The sequence below is a fragment of the Sinorhizobium sp. B11 genome, from assembly GCA_039725955.1.
Classification (GTDB): Bacteria; Pseudomonadota; Alphaproteobacteria; order Rhizobiales; family Rhizobiaceae; genus Rhizobium.
In genome coordinates this window covers 4,520,419-4,537,559 of the sequence record CP091034.1, presented here as the reverse complement: position 1 = coordinate 4,537,559, position 17,141 = coordinate 4,520,419, and the positions used below count along the sequence as shown (strand labels likewise).

Here is a 17,141-nt window from a genome sequence, read left to right as displayed (position 1 = left end):
CGATGTACAGCGTCTGCGGTCGGGCGTAAAGTGCCGATAATGTCTCCAAATTCCGACCGATATGACCGAACCCGCCAAAAATTCCCTTACGCCCGTCCTGCGAATCACCTTTCCCGATGACGATCGCCTCGGCCGCGGCAAGATGGAGCTGCTCGAGCATATCCGCGAGACAGGTTCGATCTCGGCTGCCGGCCGCGCAATGGACATGTCCTATCGCCGCGCATGGCTGCTTGTTGCCGAGATGAATCGCATGTTCAAGGCTCAGGTGGTTGAATCACAGCGCGGCGGCCAGAAGGGCGGCGGTGCGGCATTGACGCCATTCGGGAACCAATTGCTAGCGCGCTTTCGCAACATGGAAAAAACCGTGCGCAGCAGTCTTGCCGACGATCTCACCTGGCTGGAAAATAACCGTAACCCGCAGCCGGACGACCGGCGTTGATCAGGCTTCCAGCGCGACAGTCTTGATAACGGCGAAAGCGGGCATGCCCGGATTTAGCCCCAGGCGCTCGCAGGACAGTGCGGTGATGCGCGAGAGTACGGCATCACCGGCGCAATCGAGGCGGATCTCGACGGTTCCATCCTCCGCCGGTGAAACCTGCGAGATGGTCCCTTCCAGAATGTTGAGAGCGCTCAACCCTTCGGGCTTTAGTGTTGCCAGCATCACGTCTCGGGCGGGGATGCGGATGCGCACGGCTCTGCCCGCAGGCGGCGAGGCACCCGGAACATAGAGCCTGCCCGCCTTCAGCAGCACCACCGAAATTCGATTGGTCAAATCGATGCTCTCGACTGTCCCTTCCAGCACGGCGCCCGCCTCTCTTCGGTCTTCCGGCAGCAGCGAGAAGCGACTGAGGACTTCTGTCGCAGGACCTGCCGCTTCCACCTTGCCGTCACGCATGACGACGACCTGATTTGCGAGGCGCGCGACTTCGGCGATCGAATGGCTGACATAGACGATCGGAATATCCATCTCGTCGCGCAGACGCTCGAGATAGGGCAAGATCTCGCCCTTGCGGGCTTCATCCAATGCGGCCAGGGGCTCGTCCATCAGCAGCAGGCGCGGCGAAGCAAGCAACGCGCGACCGATCGCGACACGCTGCTTCTCGCCTCCCGACAGCTTTGAAGGGCTGCGGTCGAGCAGCTGGCCGATGCCGAGCAGATCGACGACGCGATCGAAATTTTCAGTATGTGCGGATTTCGGCGTGAACCACCGGCCATAAGCGAGGTTCGAGCGGACGCTCAAGTGCGGAAAGAGGCGTGCTTCCTGGAAGACATAGCCGAAGCGACGGCGATGCTGGGGAATGAAGATGCCCTTTGCCGTATCCGTCAGCGCCTCGCCGTCGAGCAGGACCCGGCCATCAGTCGGTCGAGTGAGGCCGGCAATGATACGGATCACGGAGGTCTTGCCGGAGCCGGAACGGCCGAAGAGAGCGGTCACCCCGCGTTCGGATGTAAAGGCGGCATCAAGCCCGAAGGCACCGAGGCGATGTCTTGCTTCGACGATGAGTGTCATTCCGGATCGATCCTCCGGCCGGCGAGATAGGCGAGAAATTCCGAAGCGAGAAGGGCCAGCATGGAGATGGCGATGGAAATAAGGGTAAGCCGCATGGCGACGGCATCACCGCCCGGCACCTGGGTAAAGGTGTAGATGGCGGTCGATAGTGTCTGCGTCTCGCCCGGGATGTTGGAGACGAAGGTGATGGTGGCGCCGAACTCGCCCATCGCTTTGGCAAAGCAGAGGATCATGCCGACGATGACACCGGGAATGATCAGCGGCAGCGTGATGGTCAGGAAAACCCAGGCCGGGCTCGCGCCGAGCGTCCCGGCAGCTTCCTCCAGTTTCCGGTCGACGGCTTCGATGGAGAGACGAATGCTACGCACCATCAGGGGGAAGCCCATGACGCCGCAGGCGAGTGCCGCACCGGTCCAGCGGAAGGCCAGTACGATGCCCAGATATTGATCCAGGAGGCTGCCGATCGGGCCACGGCGTCCGAAAAGGACGAGGAGGATAAAGCCGGTAACGACCGGCGGCAGGATCAGTGGCAAGTGGACGATGCCGTTCACTACGGACTTTCCCCAAAAGCGACCGCGCGCGAGCAACAGGGCGACCAGGATGCCGAGCGGCAGGCTCGCCACAGTGGCGACGGAGGATATACGCAGGCTCAACAGGATCGCTGTCCATTCCTCATCGCTCAAACCGAACATATCCAAGCGTCATCTTCTCCGAAACAGTGAAGGCCCGCCGAAGCGAGCCTTCACGCTAAGCTCTGGGCGCCAATTGCGCAATTATTTCAGGATGGTGAAGCCCTGTGCAGTGAAGAACGGAGCAGCCTTGTCCGACTTCAGGAAGTCGAGATAGGCAGCAGCATCCGGGTTCTTGCTCTCGGCAAGCAGGGCGATCGGATAGATGATCGGCGGGTGGGAATCAGCCGGGAAGGTGCCGACGATCGCAACGCCCTTATCGGCGGCCGCATCGGTCTGATAGACGATGCCGTAAGGCGCTTCGCCGCGGGAAACGAGGGCGAGGGCAGCACGCACGCTTTCAGAATACGCAACCTTGCTTTCCACGGATTTCCAGACCCCGAGCTTGTCGAGCGCTGTCTGGGCATACTTGCCGGCCGGAACCGACTTCGGTTCGCCCATTGCGAGCTTGCCATCCCCGATCAGGCCGGCGAGATCGAAGCCCGATTTGATCTCGACCGGCTTCTGCTTGCCGTTTTCGGCGACCAGGACGAGTCGGTTGCCGAGCAGGTTGGAGCGCGTGTCGGCCTTGATCAACTTCTTGTCGGCGACGTAGTCCATCCAGTTGAGGTCAGCGGAAATGAAGACGTCGGCCGGGGCGGCGTTTTCGATCTGCTTGGCAAGCGCACCGCTTGCGGCATAGGAGGCGACGGCTTCCTTGCCGCTTTCCTTCGCCCAGGCGGCGTTGGCTGCGTCGAGCGCATCCTTCAAGCTTGCAGCTGCGAAGACGGTGACCTTTTCGGCGGCTTCAGCGGGCGCGGAAAGCGCTGCTGCGCCAAGCCAGATCGCCGAGATTGCGGCGGTTGCCAGTTTCATCCAGCGGCGGCGATTGTGCATGATTTTCTCCCCAAGAACGAAATATCTAGACGGATATAACGGCAGGTAAGGTTTGGCTAGGGCTGCGTTTCATAAAATATATCGGCAGCAAAAAGGCGTAGGTTTCACGCACGGCCCCTCACGCATTCGTGAGATGCATGGCTCATGGCGAGCCAAAAATTGCCGAGGCGTAAATGTGGCAGTTCAGCCTTGCAAATGACAAGCTGATAGAATGGAAGGCTTAAATCAATCTGTTTTTGCTGATTAAAATGGCAGCCGTCGTCGTCGTATGTCGACGAGGCTTGCATGATATGCATTGCTGCAATGCACTTGTATATATTCACCTTCTGAACAAATGTGCTAAAAGACAATCATCCGACGGCTTCTCCTCCTCCCATAGCCGTCCGATAGGATCGACAACACTCCTCCTCCCAGTTGTCGATCAAGTTTTAAGCCCGACGCACCTCCTCCCGCGTCGGGCTTTTCATTTCTGGAAACTTCCAAAACAATCCGATTATTCCGCGGCCTTGTGCTGGTCGCCGTTGCGGATGGCTGTCGAGCTCAAGGTGGAGCGTGGACCGTGAATGAAGGTCCAGGCGGGCGCCGGCTTCTTCCAAAGCACACGGGCGTCATCTTCGTCGATGCGCGCAAAGGCAAAGGTCTTGGCCATTTTCGAGGAAAGGTAGGAGAGCGTCGAGCCTGGCCGGTCGATGACGGCGATCGGGAAGGTGCGTGCGATATTCTGCCATTTCTGCCAGCGATGGAAATTTTCCATGCTGTCGGCGCCCATGATCCATATGAAATGCACATGCGGATTGCGCGCCTTTACGCGGGCGAGCGTACTGGCCGTGTAGCTCACGCCAAATGCCTGTTCGAAGGCCGTGACCTTGATGTGCGGGTCGGTGGCGATCGCCTCGCTGCGCGCTATACGCTCCGCAAGCGGTGCCAGATGATATCGGCTTTTAAGCGGATTGCCCGGTGTCACCATCCACCAGAGCTGGTCCAGCCCCAGGCGGCGGATGGCGATTTCGGCGACCAAGGCATGGCCTTCATGCGGTGGATTGAAGGAGCCGCCGAATAGGCCGACGATCATGCCGCGTTCGCAATGCGGCATGCGCAGATACTGCCGGCCTATATGCTCCGTGGTCACGTCAGGGCCGCGTCTGTCCGTTGCCGCGAACGCGGTATTTGAAAGAAGTAAGCTGCTCGACGCCTACAGGGCCGCGCGCATGCATCTTGCCAGTGGCAATGCCGATCTCCGCACCCATGCCGAATTCACCGCCATCAGCGAATTGGGTGGAGGCGTTGTGCAGCAGGATGGCCGAGTCGATCTCGGTGAAGAAGCGCTCGACGACTTCTGGGTCTTCGGCAAGCACGGCTTCGGTATGGTTCGACGAATATTTCTGGATATGGCCGATCGCGCCGGAGATGCCGTCGACGATAGCAACGGAAATGATGGCATCCAGATATTCGGTCGACCAGTCTTCTTCAGTCGCAGGCTTCAGGCCCGGCACGACGTCGATAACGGCGGCCGAGGCGCGAACCTCGCAGCCGGCCCGGCTCAGAACCTCGATCAATGGTTTTAGATGCGTGCCAGCGACGGCCCAGTCAACCAGCAGGGTTTCGGCTGCACCGCAGACGCCGGTGCGGCGCATCTTGGCATTGACGATGATATCCTTCGCCATTTCGAGATCGGCGGAGGCGTCGACATAGATATGGCAGAGGCCTTCGAGATGGGCGAAAACCGGCACGCGCGCTTCGCTCTGCACGCGGGCAACAAGGCTCTTGCCGCCACGCGGCACGATGACGTCGATTGTGCCATCAAGACCGCGCAGCATGGCGCCGACGGCGGCGCGATCGGTGACAGGTACGAGCTGGATCGCATATTCCGGCAAGCCGGCTGCCTTCAGGCCCTCGACCATGCAGGCATGGATCGCAGCCGAGGAACGGCGCGAATCCGAACCGCAGCGCAGGATCACCGCATTGCCGGCCTTCAGGCAGAGCGCACCGGCATCGGCCGTGACGTTCGGCCGGCTTTCAAAGATGACGCCGATGACGCCGAGCGGTGTTCGCACACGCTCGATCTTCAGGCCGTTCGGCCGGTCCCAGGCGGCGATGACTTCCCCTACAGGATCGGGAAGAGCGGCAATCGCGCGAATACCCTCGGCCATTTCCGTGACGCGCTTGTCGTTCAGCGTCAGGCGGTCGATGAAGGAGGCGAGCATGTCCGTGCCCTCCACATCCTTCAAATCCCTGGCATTTTCCGAAAGGATATGGGCCTTGTTCGCAAGGATGGCATCCGCCATCGCGTTCAGAGCCTTGTTCTTGGCATTGGTGGAAGCGAAGCCCAATGGTCGCGCGGCGGCCTTGGCCTTGCGGCCGATGTCGTTCATCAGCACGTCAATGTCAGGGCTTAGCGCAACAGTATCAAGCATAGCTTGCGTCCTTCTTCTGCCTTTCCGATTTCGAGCCGATCTGCGCCGTCATGACCATATCGTCGCGATGGACCATGGCAGCGCGGCCGGGATAACCGAGGATTGCCTCGATCTCTGCCGATTTGCGGCCGGCGATCTGGCGGGCTTCCTCTGCGTCGTAGCTGACGAGCCCACGGGCAATCTCGCGTCCGGAGGGAGCGATGATCGCAACTGTATCGCCGCGGGCGAAATTGCCGGAGATACTGCGCACGCCAGCGGGCAATAGGCTCTTGCCGGCGCCGAGGGCCGTGACGGCACCCTCATCGAGCTGCAGCATGCCGGCCGGCTGAAGCTGGCCGGCGATCCAGGTCTTGCGGGCGGTGACGGGCGTGCCCGAAGGTGCAAACCAGGAGGAGCGCGCACCGTTTTCGATTGCCGACAGCGGACTTTCCGTCTTGCCTGACGCGATGATCATGGCGCAGCCGGAGGTCGTCGCGATCTTGCCGGCATCGATCTTGGTGCGCATGCCGCCGCGTGAGAGTTCCGAGGCCGCACCACCGGCCATGGCCTCGATCTCGGGCGTGATTTCCGCAATGGTCTCAAGGAATTGCGCATCCGGATCGAGATGCGGCGGAGCTGTGTAGAGACCGTCGATATCGGAGAGAAGGATCAGCAGGTCAGCGCCGGTCATGGTGGCGACACGGGCAGCGAGGCGATCATTGTCGCCATAGCGGATCTCGCTGGTCGCGACCGTGTCGTTCTCATTGATGATCGGCACGGCGCCGATCTTCAGAAGTTGATTGATGGTGGCGCGGGCGTTGAGGTAACGGCGGCGCTCTTCGGTATCGCCTAAGGTCAGCAGGATCTGTCCGGCGACGGTGTCGTCGCGTGAAAGGCTTTCCGACCAGGCACGTGCCAGCGCAATCTGGCCGACCGCCGCTGCCGCCTGGCTTTCCTCCAGCTTCAGGGCGCCCGAGGGAAGATCGAGCACAGAGCGGCCGAGCGCGATAGCGCCTGACGATACCACGAGAATATCGACGCCTTTGGACTTCAGCGCCGCAATATCGGCGCACATGGCATCGAGCCAGGTTTTCTTCAGACCGGTCTTGCGATCGACCAAGAGCGCCGAGCCGATCTTGATGACGACGCGGCGATAGCGATCCAGCGGTTTACGGCTACTCATCGCTCTCGTCCTCGTCGCTGAGGATCATGTCGCGATGGCGCAGCTTGGGGGTCTTGGCCGGCTTTTCCTCGGTATTGGCTTCGACGATGATGTCGCGCAGCGCGCGCAGCACTTCCGTCATTCCCTTGCCGGTAACGGCCGAAATCAGGAACGGCGTCTTGCCGCAGGCCTTTGCAAGTTCCTTGGCCTTCTTCTTCAGCGTCGCGTCGTCGAGGACGTCGATCTGGGATAGCGCAACGATTTCCGGCTTGTCGGTAAGGTCGTTGCCATAGGCTTCGAGCTCGTGCTTGACCGTCTTGTAGGCCTTGCCGACCTTTTCCTCCTGGGCAGAGACGAGATGCAGCAGTACGCGCGTGCGCTCGACATGGCCGAGGAAACGGTCGCCGATGCCCACGCCCTCATGCGCACCTTCGATGAGACCGGGAATATCGGCAAGGATGAATTCCCGCTCGTCGATAGTCGCGACACCGAGGTTGGGGTGCAGCGTGGTGAAGGGGTAATTGGCGATCTTCGGCCGGGCGCGGGTCACGGAAGCGAGGAAGGTGGACTTGCCGGCATTCGGCAGGCCGACGAGGCCGGCATCCGCAATCAGCTTCAGGTGCAGCCAAATGGTCTTTTCTTCGCCCTCGAGGCCGGGATTGGCCCAGTCCGGCGCCTGATTGACCGAAGACTTGAAGTGGGAATTGCCGAAGCCGCCATTGCCGCCTTTTGCGAGGCAGAAGCGCTGGCCTTCCTCGGTCAGGTCGCAGATGAGGCTTTCCTGATCCTCCTCGAGGATCTGCGTGCCGACGGGAACCTTGAGTGTCACGTCATCGCCATTGGCGCCGGTGCGGTTCTTGCCCATGCCGTGCATGCCGACCTTGGCCTTGAAGTGCTGCTGGTAACGAAAATCGATCAGCGTGTTGAGGCCATTGACGGCCTCAACCCAGACATCGCCGCCGCGCCCGCCGTCACCTCCGTCGGGCCCGCCGAACTCGATGAATTTCTCACGGCGGAAGGAGACGCTGCCCGCGCCACCATCACCCGACCGGATATAGACCTTTGCTTCATCGAGAAATTTCATTTTACTTCCAGTACTCAGTGCGTTTGGGCGACCCCTCTTGGCCCATTCGATATAGGCGGTTCAGGCGGAGGTCAAAGAATATCGTGATTTTTGCGAGCTATAACATACAGTACGGCTTCGGTCTCGACGGCAGATACGATCCGGAACGTATCGCCGGAAGCCTCGAAGGTGCTGATGTCATCGCGCTCCAGGAGGTGACGAGAGGCTTCGTTCGGAACGATTATGCCAATATGCCGGATATTATCGCGGCTCTGTTTCCCGACCATTTCTGGGTCTATGGACCGGCCTGCGACATGCATGTCGAGGCGCCGAAGGGCCGGATTTCGCTGCCGCGCGATACCCGTTTTCAGTTCGGCAATATGGTCCTGTCGCGCTGGCCTATTCTGTCGACGCGCACGCTGCTTCTGCCGCGCAGCCGTACGATCGACAAGATAAACCTGCAGCGTGCTGCTACGGAAACCGTTATTGCGACCCCCGGCGGCGCTGTCCGCGTCTATTCCGTCCATCTCGATCATGTCTCTATCGACGAACGCCTTGCGCAGCTTCGCCATCTCCGCGAGCGCATCAATGCCTTCGTTCAGGAGGGCGCATCGCTGAGCGGGGGCAGCGAATTCGGGCTTCCAGAGCTGCCGCTGCCGGAGGATTACGTCATCATGGGCGATTTCAACATGGAGCCGGAATCGCCGGAATACTGCGCCTTCGCCGGATCCGTCGACGGATTTTACGGCCGTACGGCGCGGATCGGCACGCCGATCGACGCCTTTGCGGCGCTTGGAGCCTATACGCCCGGAAGCTACAGCTGGATGGATCCGGAAGATCACGGCAAGCGGATGCATATCGATTACTGTTTCGTCAGTTGCGGCCTCAAGGACCGGTTGAAATCCGCTGTCATCGATACGGATTCGCCAGGGTCCGATCATTTTCCCCTGCGGGTCGAGATCGGCGATTGAAAGGACGCCGCCCTTAAAGCGTGCCGCGATCTTTCAGATCGCTCACTCGCCTTAAGGTCTTTGTTTCGTGCATGCCGTTACCGCAAAACCACTGCACGCTTTTGCGCGACAGGCATCATAGCGGCGTCCTTCTATATCAGGCGACCTTTTTCTGCTGCAGAGCGCCAGGCTGCAGCACGGTTTCGATATGGGCGACCATGGTGTTGCGGGCGAAAGAGTAGATTTCGCTGCAGCCGGTCATCCGGAAACCGAGCTTTTCCTGCAGCCGGAGGGATGCAGGATTGTCGGCAAAGACGCCCGAATGAACGGGGACGTCAGGCATGCGCCGCGAGAAACGTTCCAGCACGGCTTCCGCCGCCTCGCTCATATAGCCGCGCTGCCAGTAGTAGCGGTTCAGCCAATAACCGAGGTGCCAGCGGCCGTGACGAAGTTCGATCGACACATTGCCGATATGAACATCATCACTGCCGGTGATCGCCAAACTCCAATCAGGCATTACGCCTGACGTAACCGGGATCAGCCAGTCCAACGCATCCTGCCGGTCGTAGGGGGCGGGAACGCGGGCCAGCATGCGGGTGACCGCGAAATCGGAAAGCGATTCCGCGATCGCCGGAGCGTCACTCAGCCTGTGCGGGCGAAGCGTCAGCCTTGCCGTGGTGACGACCGGCGCAGGGCCGGGCATCATGGGCTTGCTCTTGGGCCGCTGAAGGGTAACCGAACTCATGAGATTGCCCCCCAGCTTCTCAGCGACATCCAGGTCTTGCGGTCGAGCCGGTACCATTCGACCGGCACATTGCTGCCGAGCGCCAGCGATGCGGCAAGGCCGGACCCCTGGAACTGGAAGCCGCACTTCTGGATGACGCGGCGCGAAGCGACGTTCATGACCCGGCAGCGGGCATCGATCTGCTCGACCTGCTGCCGCGTCCTGAACACCATGTCGACGAGGGCATGGCATGCCTCGGTCATATAACCCTGGTTCCAATAGGGTTCGCCCAGCCAGTAACCGATCTCGACGGTCTTCTCGTCGGTATGCGGCTCCACCCCGCAGCACCCCATGAAGGCACCGTTTTCGGCTTTGGTGATGGCATAGACGCACTTGCCAATCTCGCCATTTCGCGTACGCCAAACAAAGTCGGCGGCATCATTGGCGGTATATGGGTGCGGCATACGCGATACCATGGTGGCGACTTTGGCGTTGTTGGCGAGATGGGCAAGGGCGTCAATGTCTTCCTCGTGGGGCGCGCGCATGACGAGCCTTTCCGATAACAAGACAGGGCAATCGGTCCTTAACCGCTCCGGCCTCAGCCGTTCCATGGGAGACTTTTGGTCCTCCCTGGTCGACCGTGATTGGTCAACCCTTATCAATTCGCCTTGCATGTTCAGTCCTCCTGTTTGGACAAAGAAAAAGGGGAGATGGCGCCCCATCTCCCCTGTTTTCTGGACTGAACCTGGTACGGTCAGCCGGGTCGATGAGACGCCGGCTGTTTTAGAGCGCTACCGGCTTATTCCGCTGCTTCCGCTTTCGGCATTACAGACACGTACACGCGACCATTGGCCTTCGTTCGGTAGTCCACATTGCCAGCCGTAAGCGCAAAAATAGTATGATCCTTGCCGAGGCCGACATTGGCGCCCGGATGCCACTGCGTACCGCGCTGGCGAACGATGATGTTGCCTGCTACGACATTTTCGCCGCCGAACTTCTTCACGCCGAGGCGCTTGGAATCGGAATCGCGACCGTTACGCGAGGAACCGCCAGCTTTTTTATGTGCCATTGGAGTTCTCCTTTAAACCTGAAACCCGTTGATCTTACTTGGCGGCCACGATGTCCGTGATACGGACAACCGTGTGATGCTGGCGATGGCCGCGCGAACGCTTCGAATTCTGACGACGACGCTTCTTGAAGGCGATAACCTTCTTGCCGCGGGTCTGGTCGACGACTTCCGCCTTGACGGAGGCGCCGGCTACGAAGGGCGCACCGATCGCTGCGTCGGCACCTTCGCCGATCACGAGGACTTCGGTGAATTCAATGGAGTCGCCAGCGGAGGCTTCAAGCTTCTCGATGGTCAGCACGTCATTGGCTGCCACACGGTACTGCTTACCGCCGGTCTTGATGACTGCGAACATTATTTTATCCTTTCATGTTCGATCCAGCTCTCCCCGCAAAGCGCAGGTGGCTGTCTTCTTATCAGTCGAAGTTAAGCAGGGATTTCAGGGAACTAGCCCGGAACTCTGGTCTGCCGGTGAAACCCCGCGCGAGCGCGAGGCTGGCAAGGGGCGGATTACTCCGCTCCTATTGCGGATGCGGGATACGCGAGTGACAGAAAGGTGTCAAGGCAAAAGGATGGAAAAGCTTGAGATTTCGGCTTGCCAGTCTGTCATTTGCTCGTTATGAGAACGCCCGCGCCGAACAAGCGCCGACCAAATATGCGGAGAGGTGGCAGAGTGGTCGAATGCACCGCACTCGAAATGCGGCATACCTGCAAGGGTATCGTGGGTTCAAATCCCACCCTCTCCGCCATTATTTACCTTTCGCCACAAGGCCTTTTGCCGGTCTGCTGATATCTCTGAATACAGAATGACATCATGCGAAATTGCTGGGGCCACAGTCCCGGCGCATCCTCGCAGCGCAGTCGCGATTCGCTCCGACAGACTCTCGATGAGGGGCATGTCAAGTATTCTTTTGAAGTTATCTTCGAATCAGTTACAATCATGAGGTGATCACAAGTCAACGAGAATGTGCGAAACTGGAAATGTCAGACGCCAAGCTTAGCCCGACGCGAGCGTCCAAAGATCGGATACATAGCTTTGCTGAGACTATTGCTCAGCAGCTAGGGTTTGGACCTGGCGATGATGTTGAGCCGTTGATTCGGCGGTTGGGTGGCAGGATCGAAGTCAAAAATCCGCTCAACTATCCGGGACAATTTCCTGAATCGATCGTTATTCGAGCATCCACGGACTTTACTATATTTGTTCCCAGCCTGACGTCAGTGGAGCGCGATCGTTTTACAATAGCCCACGAACTCGGACACCTAGCCCTTCATTATCCAGCATTTTCGCAGAAATATCCGAACACTCCGATGGTTGCCACCAGGTGGGTGGACGAGACAGATCAAGATCAAAGACGCGCTGAATGGGAAGCAAATTGGTTCGCGGGAGGCTTCTTGATGAATGGAGGGATCTTCCGTGACGCGTATAACGAGTATAATAAGAATCTAGCGCTGGTTGCTCTTCGATTTGGTGTGAGTAAGCAGGCAGCGGAGATAAGGGCAAAGAATCTAAACCTGTTGTAAATGACCGCGACATGTCCGGAATATCGCCTGCGATTATTTATGTCTGTAGATCTCGTCGGTTCTACGGCCTTCAAGGCGAGCCATGGCAGCCCAAAATCAGACGGGGACTCTCCTAACCCTGTTTGGGTCGACGAGATCCGTCATTTTTACCGTGACTTCCCAGATAAACTAAATCGAGCATACGAGAGAATCGCAAAACCGGTTGGCTGGACTGACGGTCCGTTGCCGCCTCAGGTTTGGAAAACAATAGGCGACGAGATAGTTTTTTGTTGCCGTCTCTCATGCCTGTCTCATTTGGTTCTATGCGTGAGCGCGTTCGTAAATGCACTTGAACAATACGGCAGATATCTCGATTCCCAGGAAAGTGTGAAGTTGGATGTGAAAGGCTACGGCTGGATCGCTGCCTTTCCTTTCCCGAACGTCACAGTGCGTGTTTTTGATCCCACAGATTCAGACACCATCACTGCGCTTCCTCCGCAGGAAATACCCGACGAAGCAATTGAGTTAGCCGCCGATTCAAAGCCCGCGCAATTTGATTTTCTAGGCCGTGAAATCGACTCTGGTTTTCGAACAGGTAAGTTTTGCTCAGCGGACAAGTTTTCCATGTCTGTCGAACTTGCGTGGCTTATCTCGCGGTATGGAGACGAAGCACCAATGAAGGGTGTCGAGTTTGCCTATAGTGGTCGACAGGAACTAAAAGGCGTCCTTAACGACCGGCCCTACCCCATCGTGTCCATCGATGTCGAGCGAAGCGCAGCTCGCCGCAAAGTTCGAGATCGCGAACGTGAATTGATATCCGGCAAAGCTCTTAAGGCTATGCAGATACATGACTTCCTCGAGTCGTTTATCGATGATGAAGGTATCCCGCGGCTGTGGTTACGACTGACAGCGCAAGACTCTTCTGTTCCATCGCTTCCGGCCGATTATCTTCGCTTCAGAGCGACCTGGGAATCCATTGCGCTGGAATTGGTCAACCGATCACTTAGCGAGCGAGAATCAGCGGATGAAGATAACCAGGCAGATGACGCAGATGAACTCAACGATTCCATTGTCGCTGCCGGTCAGGCGATGATTGACCACGCTCAAGCTGAGGATTGAGAGCTCTGAGGTCAGCCGCTGGTCCCGTTTAATCGACTGCGGATATCACACACGACGATTCAGATGCTCGACGAGGCTCAATTCCCACGTCGCCTTCTGTGTCTTAGGTGCCGGCCGATACGAACTCGGATACCTCGATCTTGGAGTTCCTGTTGCATTAACGCAGCGAATTTCTGCTCCCAGCCGGTAATGTGAATAATTCGATCGAACTGTGAGTGTGGAAGCTTGAGCAACTCGTTCCGCGGGCGCCGCGACAATTCTTCCCAGTTCGCATAAAGCACGTAAAGAGCATTACCATATCGGAGGTTCTCGAACGCGACCAAGTCATCCGCGAACTTAGCACCGATATAGTGATCGTTGCCGCCCATTCCTCGCAAGTATTCGCTTGGCTTGAACTGCTCAAAAAGGCTGAGTCTCTCCAATACAGTATCGTGCTGCACACCGTTAGTTTTTTCGCCTAACCAGGCTGCTGCTAGTCTATCGATATCTCCCGGTGGAAAAACACTCCAGTCCAAAGCCGTAGTAAATACGAACTCCGGGTTTTCTGCACTGGAGATACCGACCACGCCTGTGTTCTCCTGGAGTAGATTCAGAGCAAACAGAAGGTCGTCTCGAAATGAAGGAGCTTGGCGGTCGAAAACCTGATCTATCGAGAAAACGATCCCATACTTAGACTCTTCTAGCTGCTCTTGAATGAAAACGTTCAGTTGCAAAAGATAAGGAGGAATCTGATCACGATGGTATACGTCACGGGGGATCGCTGCCGTCGTCCACCCATTTCGCGCTCCATTGCCGTAGATGGGAATGTCTTGGTAGAAATACTTTTTGTATTTTGGAAGGTCCTTTCGCACGATCTCCCAGCCATCCACGTTTCGAGCTGAGGTTTTACCCACATCAGCTCCAGGAACGAGTTCCCAACGGTTGCCTACATTTAGCCTGTCTAATGTTAATCCAAGATGAGCGTAGTCCCCGGACCTGATGTCGTCCGATGCGATTTTCTTTCCAGCAAGAACCTGGACGTTTCTCGACTGGATCTTCCTCAGCTCAGATTCGATAGCCGCTGGAATGTTTCTAAGCGACTTTTTCCACGAATTCACGATCACCCCCACGCACAAATAACAGTGCTACTCCGATGGTAGTGAACACGATAAACTACAACCGAAGCAATGACCTGATCGTTGTTTCCAGGAGTTTCTTTTGAGGAGAAGCATAGTTGTTCTGAGACGAATGGACCTCGGATAAAGACTGGATGATCTGAACTTGGCTCAGCGTGGCTCGATCGGCCTCATCTTCAGCACTTCCAAAACCGGACAGGATTTTGAGCGTGCTTGAGCTCGGGGGTCGTTATCCGCTTCCCTCTCGCGCCAACGTAGAGATCCCATATCTCTTTCGGTGCCTCCCTCCCGACGAAGCCGAACCTATTTGCCTCAGATCCGTCGGCATAAAGGATGTCAGGAAAGTTGTCGGTGGTTGCGGCCATCCACGTCTCGGCCTCAAACGCTCCTACAACCACACCTCGGACAACAGCGAGCACATACTGAGCATTCTCAGCACGTGACCTTGAAATTCTCCAGCAATAGCGGACGAAATTGTAGATTGCTCGACGATCGAATCTATTATCAAGCTTGTTGATGTTGATCAGCACAAGGCGATGTTCCGGGTTCGAAGGAAATGCCGGCAGACTGTATTTGTCGACTATCTCGACATGGTTCATGGGACCACGGTCGCTGCTGGCGTGGCCGCCCTGGCTGTTGGTGAGGCCTGGATAGGCATCTATCAATGCAGCTTCTACTTCAAAGATCGCTGCCTCAGGTATCTCATGACGATGGATGACATGTAGCACTTCAAGCCCAGCGTTCTTTATCGCCCGGATACGATCGAGCTTTGATCCAAGTGTTTGGCTATCGTCATCTGCTAGGTCTGCGACGCCGGCGGCATGATCGAATACACGATTGTTACGACCTTTGCCGACGTAAAACGTCTCGCCGTTCCGCGGATCGATAAGGCGATAGACGTAATTGCCAAGCCGTTCACATACTTCTTCAGAAAATTGCACGGCTGTCCCTTAGTTCAAGCTGATGATTTTCGCGGGCGAGAAGTTCTGAAACTTCTTAAGCCCGCTGACAATTCCCTTGCCCGGTATGGGTGTGCCAATGGATCCTTTCAGCCAGCACTGCTTCTTCGAGTAATTGTAGGAAAATGCCATGCAGCGATTGTCGTCAACGCAGGCGAGGCGACAGTCGAGTGGCGTCTTGGCAGTGCTATGAGGGCGCGGGGAGAGATCGCCGCCTCGAAAGTCAACATCGTGAAAGAGTGCACTCTGGGGATCGATCGTTCCAAGAGCGAATGTGGGCGGGTCGGCGTCGGCGCCGCTGAGGAATCGGCCTGAGAATGCGACACTGTTACCATCTGCCCGGCCCGCACTGGATTTGAGGAAGCAGTTCGGCCCTCTTGTAATCTTTGGGTTGGCGTTGAAGGTGAACGCCTTGCATTGACCGTTCATGACCAGGCAACTCTGAGCACATTCGGCAGCGTCGCTTGCTCGGGTAGAAGAAATGTCGTCGCCGAAGAGATCTAAGCCGGTATAGATGGCGATCCGGTTTGGACGCTTTGTGAACTCTTCGATCGGTGAGAGTTTCGCTTGTGTCTGCGGCGTCGGCGTTGTGCTTACCGTTGTCTCTGTCGAGTGCGGCTGCTCCGGCGTCACCGGCTGCGTAGTTGATCCCGTTGTGCTCGTCGTGTTTGGGGCGGGCAGAGATGTATCTGGTGCTGCCGATGTGCCCGCGGCAGAGGGCTTTGACCCATCCCCAGTTCGATTGAGCCTATACTGCTCAATCTCTTCTGGCGTGAAGACATGCATGTCATTCGGCGGCGTCTTGAACATGACGCTCAACACGTCCACAGGAGTGTCGAAGCGGTTGAGGACGTCAATGATGTCGGAAATCGTGAGCTGCGCTCCCACAAGATCAGAGGTATCAGAGGAAATCTGATGCACGCCCAGCTTGCCGTCGACCCTGCGCTCGACACCGGCAAGAAACATATAAGCACATGCGGATAGGCATGCACTGTCTTTCGGGATGTAGGTCGCGAGCTTTCGCTCATGAATGTCGTCTGCCATTAGCAGACCCATCTGCACGGCGCCGCCTGAGCTGTTCAAGGTAACAAGTTTAGCGCCGGGGGCTGCGTGAAGAGCCCGCCGGAAGTTGAGTGCTGAGCCGACGTCGATATCGCCGTTCATCGATATGACATCTGGCTTGGCGTCATCCACGACAAACGGACCAAAGACTTTCTCAGACGCGGCTGCAGGGCTGACCATTGTTGTTACACATAGCGCAGCGCTCACCGCGGCAGATTGAAGCAATTTACGCATGAACAAGCTCCCAGCCCAAGATAATCAATCTACATACGCCTGAATCTGACAAGGTTGTTGGAGGCTCGGCACTGCATATTCTAGATTGCGGTTAATCGACGGCGTCTGTGCCGGGATAATCCTTGGCTCCCTCCTCGGGCATTCTACTCGTCATCTTCACCGTCGATGGAGATCACATGGGGACGATCAGAAAGCTCTGATGGCTCTAACAAGCCCAGGGCGTCGTGGTGGTGTGCTGTGAGCGCTGAGAAGTCGTTCGGCGTGATCAGGCGCCTGACCTCGGGTGGGTAGCAATTTCCACCACCGATGTAGTCTCGAAAGGTCGCGCGCGCCTGGGCGTTAGTCAGCACATAAAACGTTGGCGTGAGAGTTCTGAGATCCAGCTCGATGAAGATGAAGAAGTCGGCGTCGCCCTTCGTTGCCATGTCCACTGGCCAGCGGGTGATGTCCTGCGCTGGGCTTGATCGGAATTGCCTTGTCTTCACCTCAATTGATTTAGCCACGCCATCGATAACTATGATGACATCGTGACCGGGTGCGCCTTCGGGGCTGATGTATGCTGCGTGTCCGAGGCTGTTCAGCTTTGCTACGGTAAGCAGTTCGCCGAGTGTTCCGGCCTGTAGCCTCGAAAGTAAAGTTAGCATGCTGTGAAGTTCCCCCTTTTCCTGGCTCAGACCGAAAGCAAAGCCTGGAACCTGCGCGACATCAAACGACATTGG

The 17,141-nt window shown here is 57.4% G+C and carries 19 protein-coding genes and 1 tRNA gene; 5 read left to right on the top strand and 15 right to left on the bottom strand.

Translation table 11 applies throughout. The features are described from left to right. Positions 1–61 precede the first annotated feature (61 nt). Positions 62–439 carry a winged helix-turn-helix domain-containing protein gene (locus LVY75_32360; protein ID XAZ23435.1) on the top strand — a complete coding sequence of 126 codons (378 nt, stop codon included), beginning with the start codon at positions 62–64 and terminating at the stop codon, positions 437–439. Here the strand turns inward: LVY75_32360 and modC are convergent, their stop codons facing one another. From modC to obgE, 7 genes are all read right to left on the bottom strand, one after another. Continuing rightward, positions 440–1,510, bottom strand: coding sequence for a molybdenum ABC transporter ATP-binding protein (modC, locus tag LVY75_32355; protein ID XAZ23434.1), 1,071 nt, complete (start codon positions 1,508–1,510; stop codon positions 440–442). Then, entirely contained in the window at positions 1,507–2,208 is a 702-nt protein-coding gene (gene modB, locus LVY75_32350) for a molybdate ABC transporter permease subunit (GenBank protein ID XAZ23433.1), read from the bottom strand. Before modB ends, modC begins: the two co-directional genes overlap by 4 nt. 75 nt (positions 2,209–2,283) lie before the next feature. Next, positions 2,284–3,075: a molybdate ABC transporter substrate-binding protein gene (gene modA, locus LVY75_32345; protein ID XAZ23432.1), complete on the bottom strand. Its 792-nt coding sequence runs from the start codon at positions 3,073–3,075 to the stop codon at positions 2,284–2,286. A gap of 493 nt (positions 3,076–3,568) precedes the next feature. Continuing rightward, entirely contained in the window at positions 3,569–4,168 is a 600-nt protein-coding gene (locus LVY75_32340; GenBank protein ID XAZ25876.1) for a nicotinate-nucleotide adenylyltransferase, read from the bottom strand. A 37-nt stretch (positions 4,169–4,205) separates the two neighbouring features. Then, positions 4,206–5,489: a glutamate-5-semialdehyde dehydrogenase gene (locus LVY75_32335; GenBank protein ID XAZ23431.1), complete on the bottom strand. Its 1,284-nt coding sequence runs from the start codon at positions 5,487–5,489 to the stop codon at positions 4,206–4,208. Then, positions 5,482–6,651, bottom strand: a complete 1,170-nt coding sequence (gene proB / locus LVY75_32330) for a glutamate 5-kinase (GenBank protein XAZ23430.1) — start codon at positions 6,649–6,651, stop codon at positions 5,482–5,484. The genes LVY75_32335 and proB overlap by 8 nt, the downstream gene beginning before the upstream one ends. Beyond that, complete coding sequence (gene obgE / locus LVY75_32325) at positions 6,644–7,714, bottom strand: GTPase ObgE (GenBank protein XAZ23429.1); 1,071 nt, start codon at positions 7,712–7,714, stop codon at positions 6,644–6,646. The genes proB and obgE overlap by 8 nt, the downstream gene beginning before the upstream one ends. Positions 7,715–7,797: 83 nt before the next feature. Between obgE and LVY75_32320 the strand changes: the two genes are divergently transcribed. Beyond that, positions 7,798–8,664 carry an endonuclease/exonuclease/phosphatase family protein gene (locus tag LVY75_32320; protein ID XAZ23428.1) on the top strand — a complete coding sequence of 289 codons (867 nt, stop codon included), beginning with the start codon at positions 7,798–7,800 and terminating at the stop codon, positions 8,662–8,664. Positions 8,665–8,800: 136 nt separating this feature from the next. On the opposite strand, the gene LVY75_32315 is transcribed toward LVY75_32320, so the two are convergent. From LVY75_32315 to rplU, 4 genes are all read right to left on the bottom strand, one after another. Further along, positions 8,801–9,388 carry a GNAT family N-acetyltransferase gene (locus LVY75_32315; GenBank protein ID XAZ23427.1) on the bottom strand — a complete coding sequence of 196 codons (588 nt, stop codon included), beginning with the start codon at positions 9,386–9,388 and terminating at the stop codon, positions 8,801–8,803. Then, positions 9,385–10,041, bottom strand: coding sequence for a GNAT family N-acetyltransferase (locus LVY75_32310; GenBank protein ID XAZ23426.1), 657 nt, complete (start codon positions 10,039–10,041; stop codon positions 9,385–9,387). The genes LVY75_32315 and LVY75_32310 overlap by 4 nt, the downstream gene beginning before the upstream one ends. Positions 10,042–10,166: 125 nt before the next feature. Then, positions 10,167–10,436: a 50S ribosomal protein L27 gene (gene rpmA / locus LVY75_32305; protein XAZ23425.1), complete on the bottom strand. Its 270-nt coding sequence runs from the start codon at positions 10,434–10,436 to the stop codon at positions 10,167–10,169. Positions 10,437–10,470: 34 nt separating this feature from the next. Then, positions 10,471–10,788 carry a 50S ribosomal protein L21 gene (rplU, locus tag LVY75_32300; GenBank protein XAZ23424.1) on the bottom strand — a complete coding sequence of 106 codons (318 nt, stop codon included), beginning with the start codon at positions 10,786–10,788 and terminating at the stop codon, positions 10,471–10,473. A gap of 304 nt (positions 10,789–11,092) precedes the next feature. Between rplU and LVY75_32295 the strand changes: the two genes are divergently transcribed. The 3 genes from LVY75_32295 (at position 11,093) to LVY75_32285 (ending at position 13,052) form a co-directional block, all read left to right on the top strand. Continuing rightward, positions 11,093–11,182: transfer RNA gene (locus LVY75_32295), tRNA-Ser, on the top strand. A gap of 232 nt (positions 11,183–11,414) precedes the next feature. After that, complete coding sequence (locus LVY75_32290; GenBank protein ID XAZ23423.1) at positions 11,415–11,954, top strand: ImmA/IrrE family metallo-endopeptidase; 540 nt, start codon at positions 11,415–11,417, stop codon at positions 11,952–11,954. Positions 11,955–11,993: 39 nt separating this feature from the next. Further along, complete coding sequence (locus LVY75_32285; GenBank protein ID XAZ23422.1) at positions 11,994–13,052, top strand: hypothetical protein; 1,059 nt, start codon at positions 11,994–11,996, stop codon at positions 13,050–13,052. A 77-nt stretch (positions 13,053–13,129) separates the two neighbouring features. Here LVY75_32285 and LVY75_32280 read toward each other — a convergent pair whose 3' ends face one another. From LVY75_32280 to LVY75_32265, 4 genes are all read right to left on the bottom strand, one after another. Beyond that, a complete protein-coding gene (locus LVY75_32280; protein ID XAZ23421.1) occupies positions 13,130–14,149 on the bottom strand; it encodes a hypothetical protein in 1,020 nt (339 codons plus the stop codon). 194 nt (positions 14,150–14,343) lie between these two features. After that, positions 14,344–15,108 carry a hypothetical protein gene (locus LVY75_32275; GenBank protein XAZ23420.1) on the bottom strand — a complete coding sequence of 255 codons (765 nt, stop codon included), beginning with the start codon at positions 15,106–15,108 and terminating at the stop codon, positions 14,344–14,346. A 9-nt stretch (positions 15,109–15,117) separates the two neighbouring features. After that, a complete protein-coding gene (locus tag LVY75_32270; protein ID XAZ23419.1) occupies positions 15,118–16,422 on the bottom strand; it encodes a PAN domain-containing protein in 1,305 nt (434 codons plus the stop codon). Between the two features lie 143 nt (positions 16,423–16,565). Further along, positions 16,566–17,138: a hypothetical protein gene (locus LVY75_32265; GenBank protein XAZ23418.1), complete on the bottom strand. Its 573-nt coding sequence runs from the start codon at positions 17,136–17,138 to the stop codon at positions 16,566–16,568. Between the last annotated feature and the right edge of the window lie 3 nt (positions 17,139–17,141).

Excerpts from the sequence above, each read along its gene's own strand:
- proB (XAZ23430.1), bottom strand. The coding sequence starts at position 6,651 with ATGAGTAGCCGTAAACCGCTGGATCGCTATCGCCGCGTCGTCATCAAG.
- LVY75_32315 (XAZ23427.1), bottom strand. The coding sequence starts at position 9,388 with ATGAGTTCGGTTACCCTTCAGCGGCCCAAGAGCAAGCCCATGATGCCC.
- LVY75_32290 (XAZ23423.1), top strand. The coding sequence starts at position 11,415 with ATGTCAGACGCCAAGCTTAGCCCGACGCGAGCGTCCAAAGATCGGATA.
- obgE (XAZ23429.1), bottom strand. The coding sequence starts at position 7,714 with ATGAAATTTCTCGATGAAGCAAAGGTCTATATCCGGTCGGGTGATGGT.
- modA (XAZ23432.1), bottom strand. The coding sequence starts at position 3,075 with ATGCACAATCGCCGCCGCTGGATGAAACTGGCAACCGCCGCAATCTCG.
- LVY75_32340 (XAZ25876.1), bottom strand. The coding sequence starts at position 4,168 with ATGCCGCATTGCGAACGCGGCATGATCGTCGGCCTATTCGGCGGCTCC.
- LVY75_32310 (XAZ23426.1), bottom strand. The coding sequence starts at position 10,041 with ATGCAAGGCGAATTGATAAGGGTTGACCAATCACGGTCGACCAGGGAG.
- LVY75_32270 (XAZ23419.1), bottom strand. The coding sequence starts at position 16,422 with ATGCGTAAATTGCTTCAATCTGCCGCGGTGAGCGCTGCGCTATGTGTA.
- modC (XAZ23434.1), bottom strand. The coding sequence starts at position 1,510 with ATGACACTCATCGTCGAAGCAAGACATCGCCTCGGTGCCTTCGGGCTT.
- LVY75_32265 (XAZ23418.1), bottom strand. The coding sequence starts at position 17,138 with ATGTCGTTTGATGTCGCGCAGGTTCCAGGCTTTGCTTTCGGTCTGAGC.
- LVY75_32335 (XAZ23431.1), bottom strand. The coding sequence starts at position 5,489 with ATGCTTGATACTGTTGCGCTAAGCCCTGACATTGACGTGCTGATGAAC.
- rplU (XAZ23424.1), bottom strand. The coding sequence starts at position 10,788 with ATGTTCGCAGTCATCAAGACCGGCGGTAAGCAGTACCGTGTGGCAGCC.
- LVY75_32285 (XAZ23422.1), top strand. The coding sequence starts at position 11,994 with ATGTCTGTAGATCTCGTCGGTTCTACGGCCTTCAAGGCGAGCCATGGC.
- LVY75_32360 (XAZ23435.1), top strand. The coding sequence starts at position 62 with ATGACCGAACCCGCCAAAAATTCCCTTACGCCCGTCCTGCGAATCACC.
- rpmA (XAZ23425.1), bottom strand. The coding sequence starts at position 10,436 with ATGGCACATAAAAAAGCTGGCGGTTCCTCGCGTAACGGTCGCGATTCC.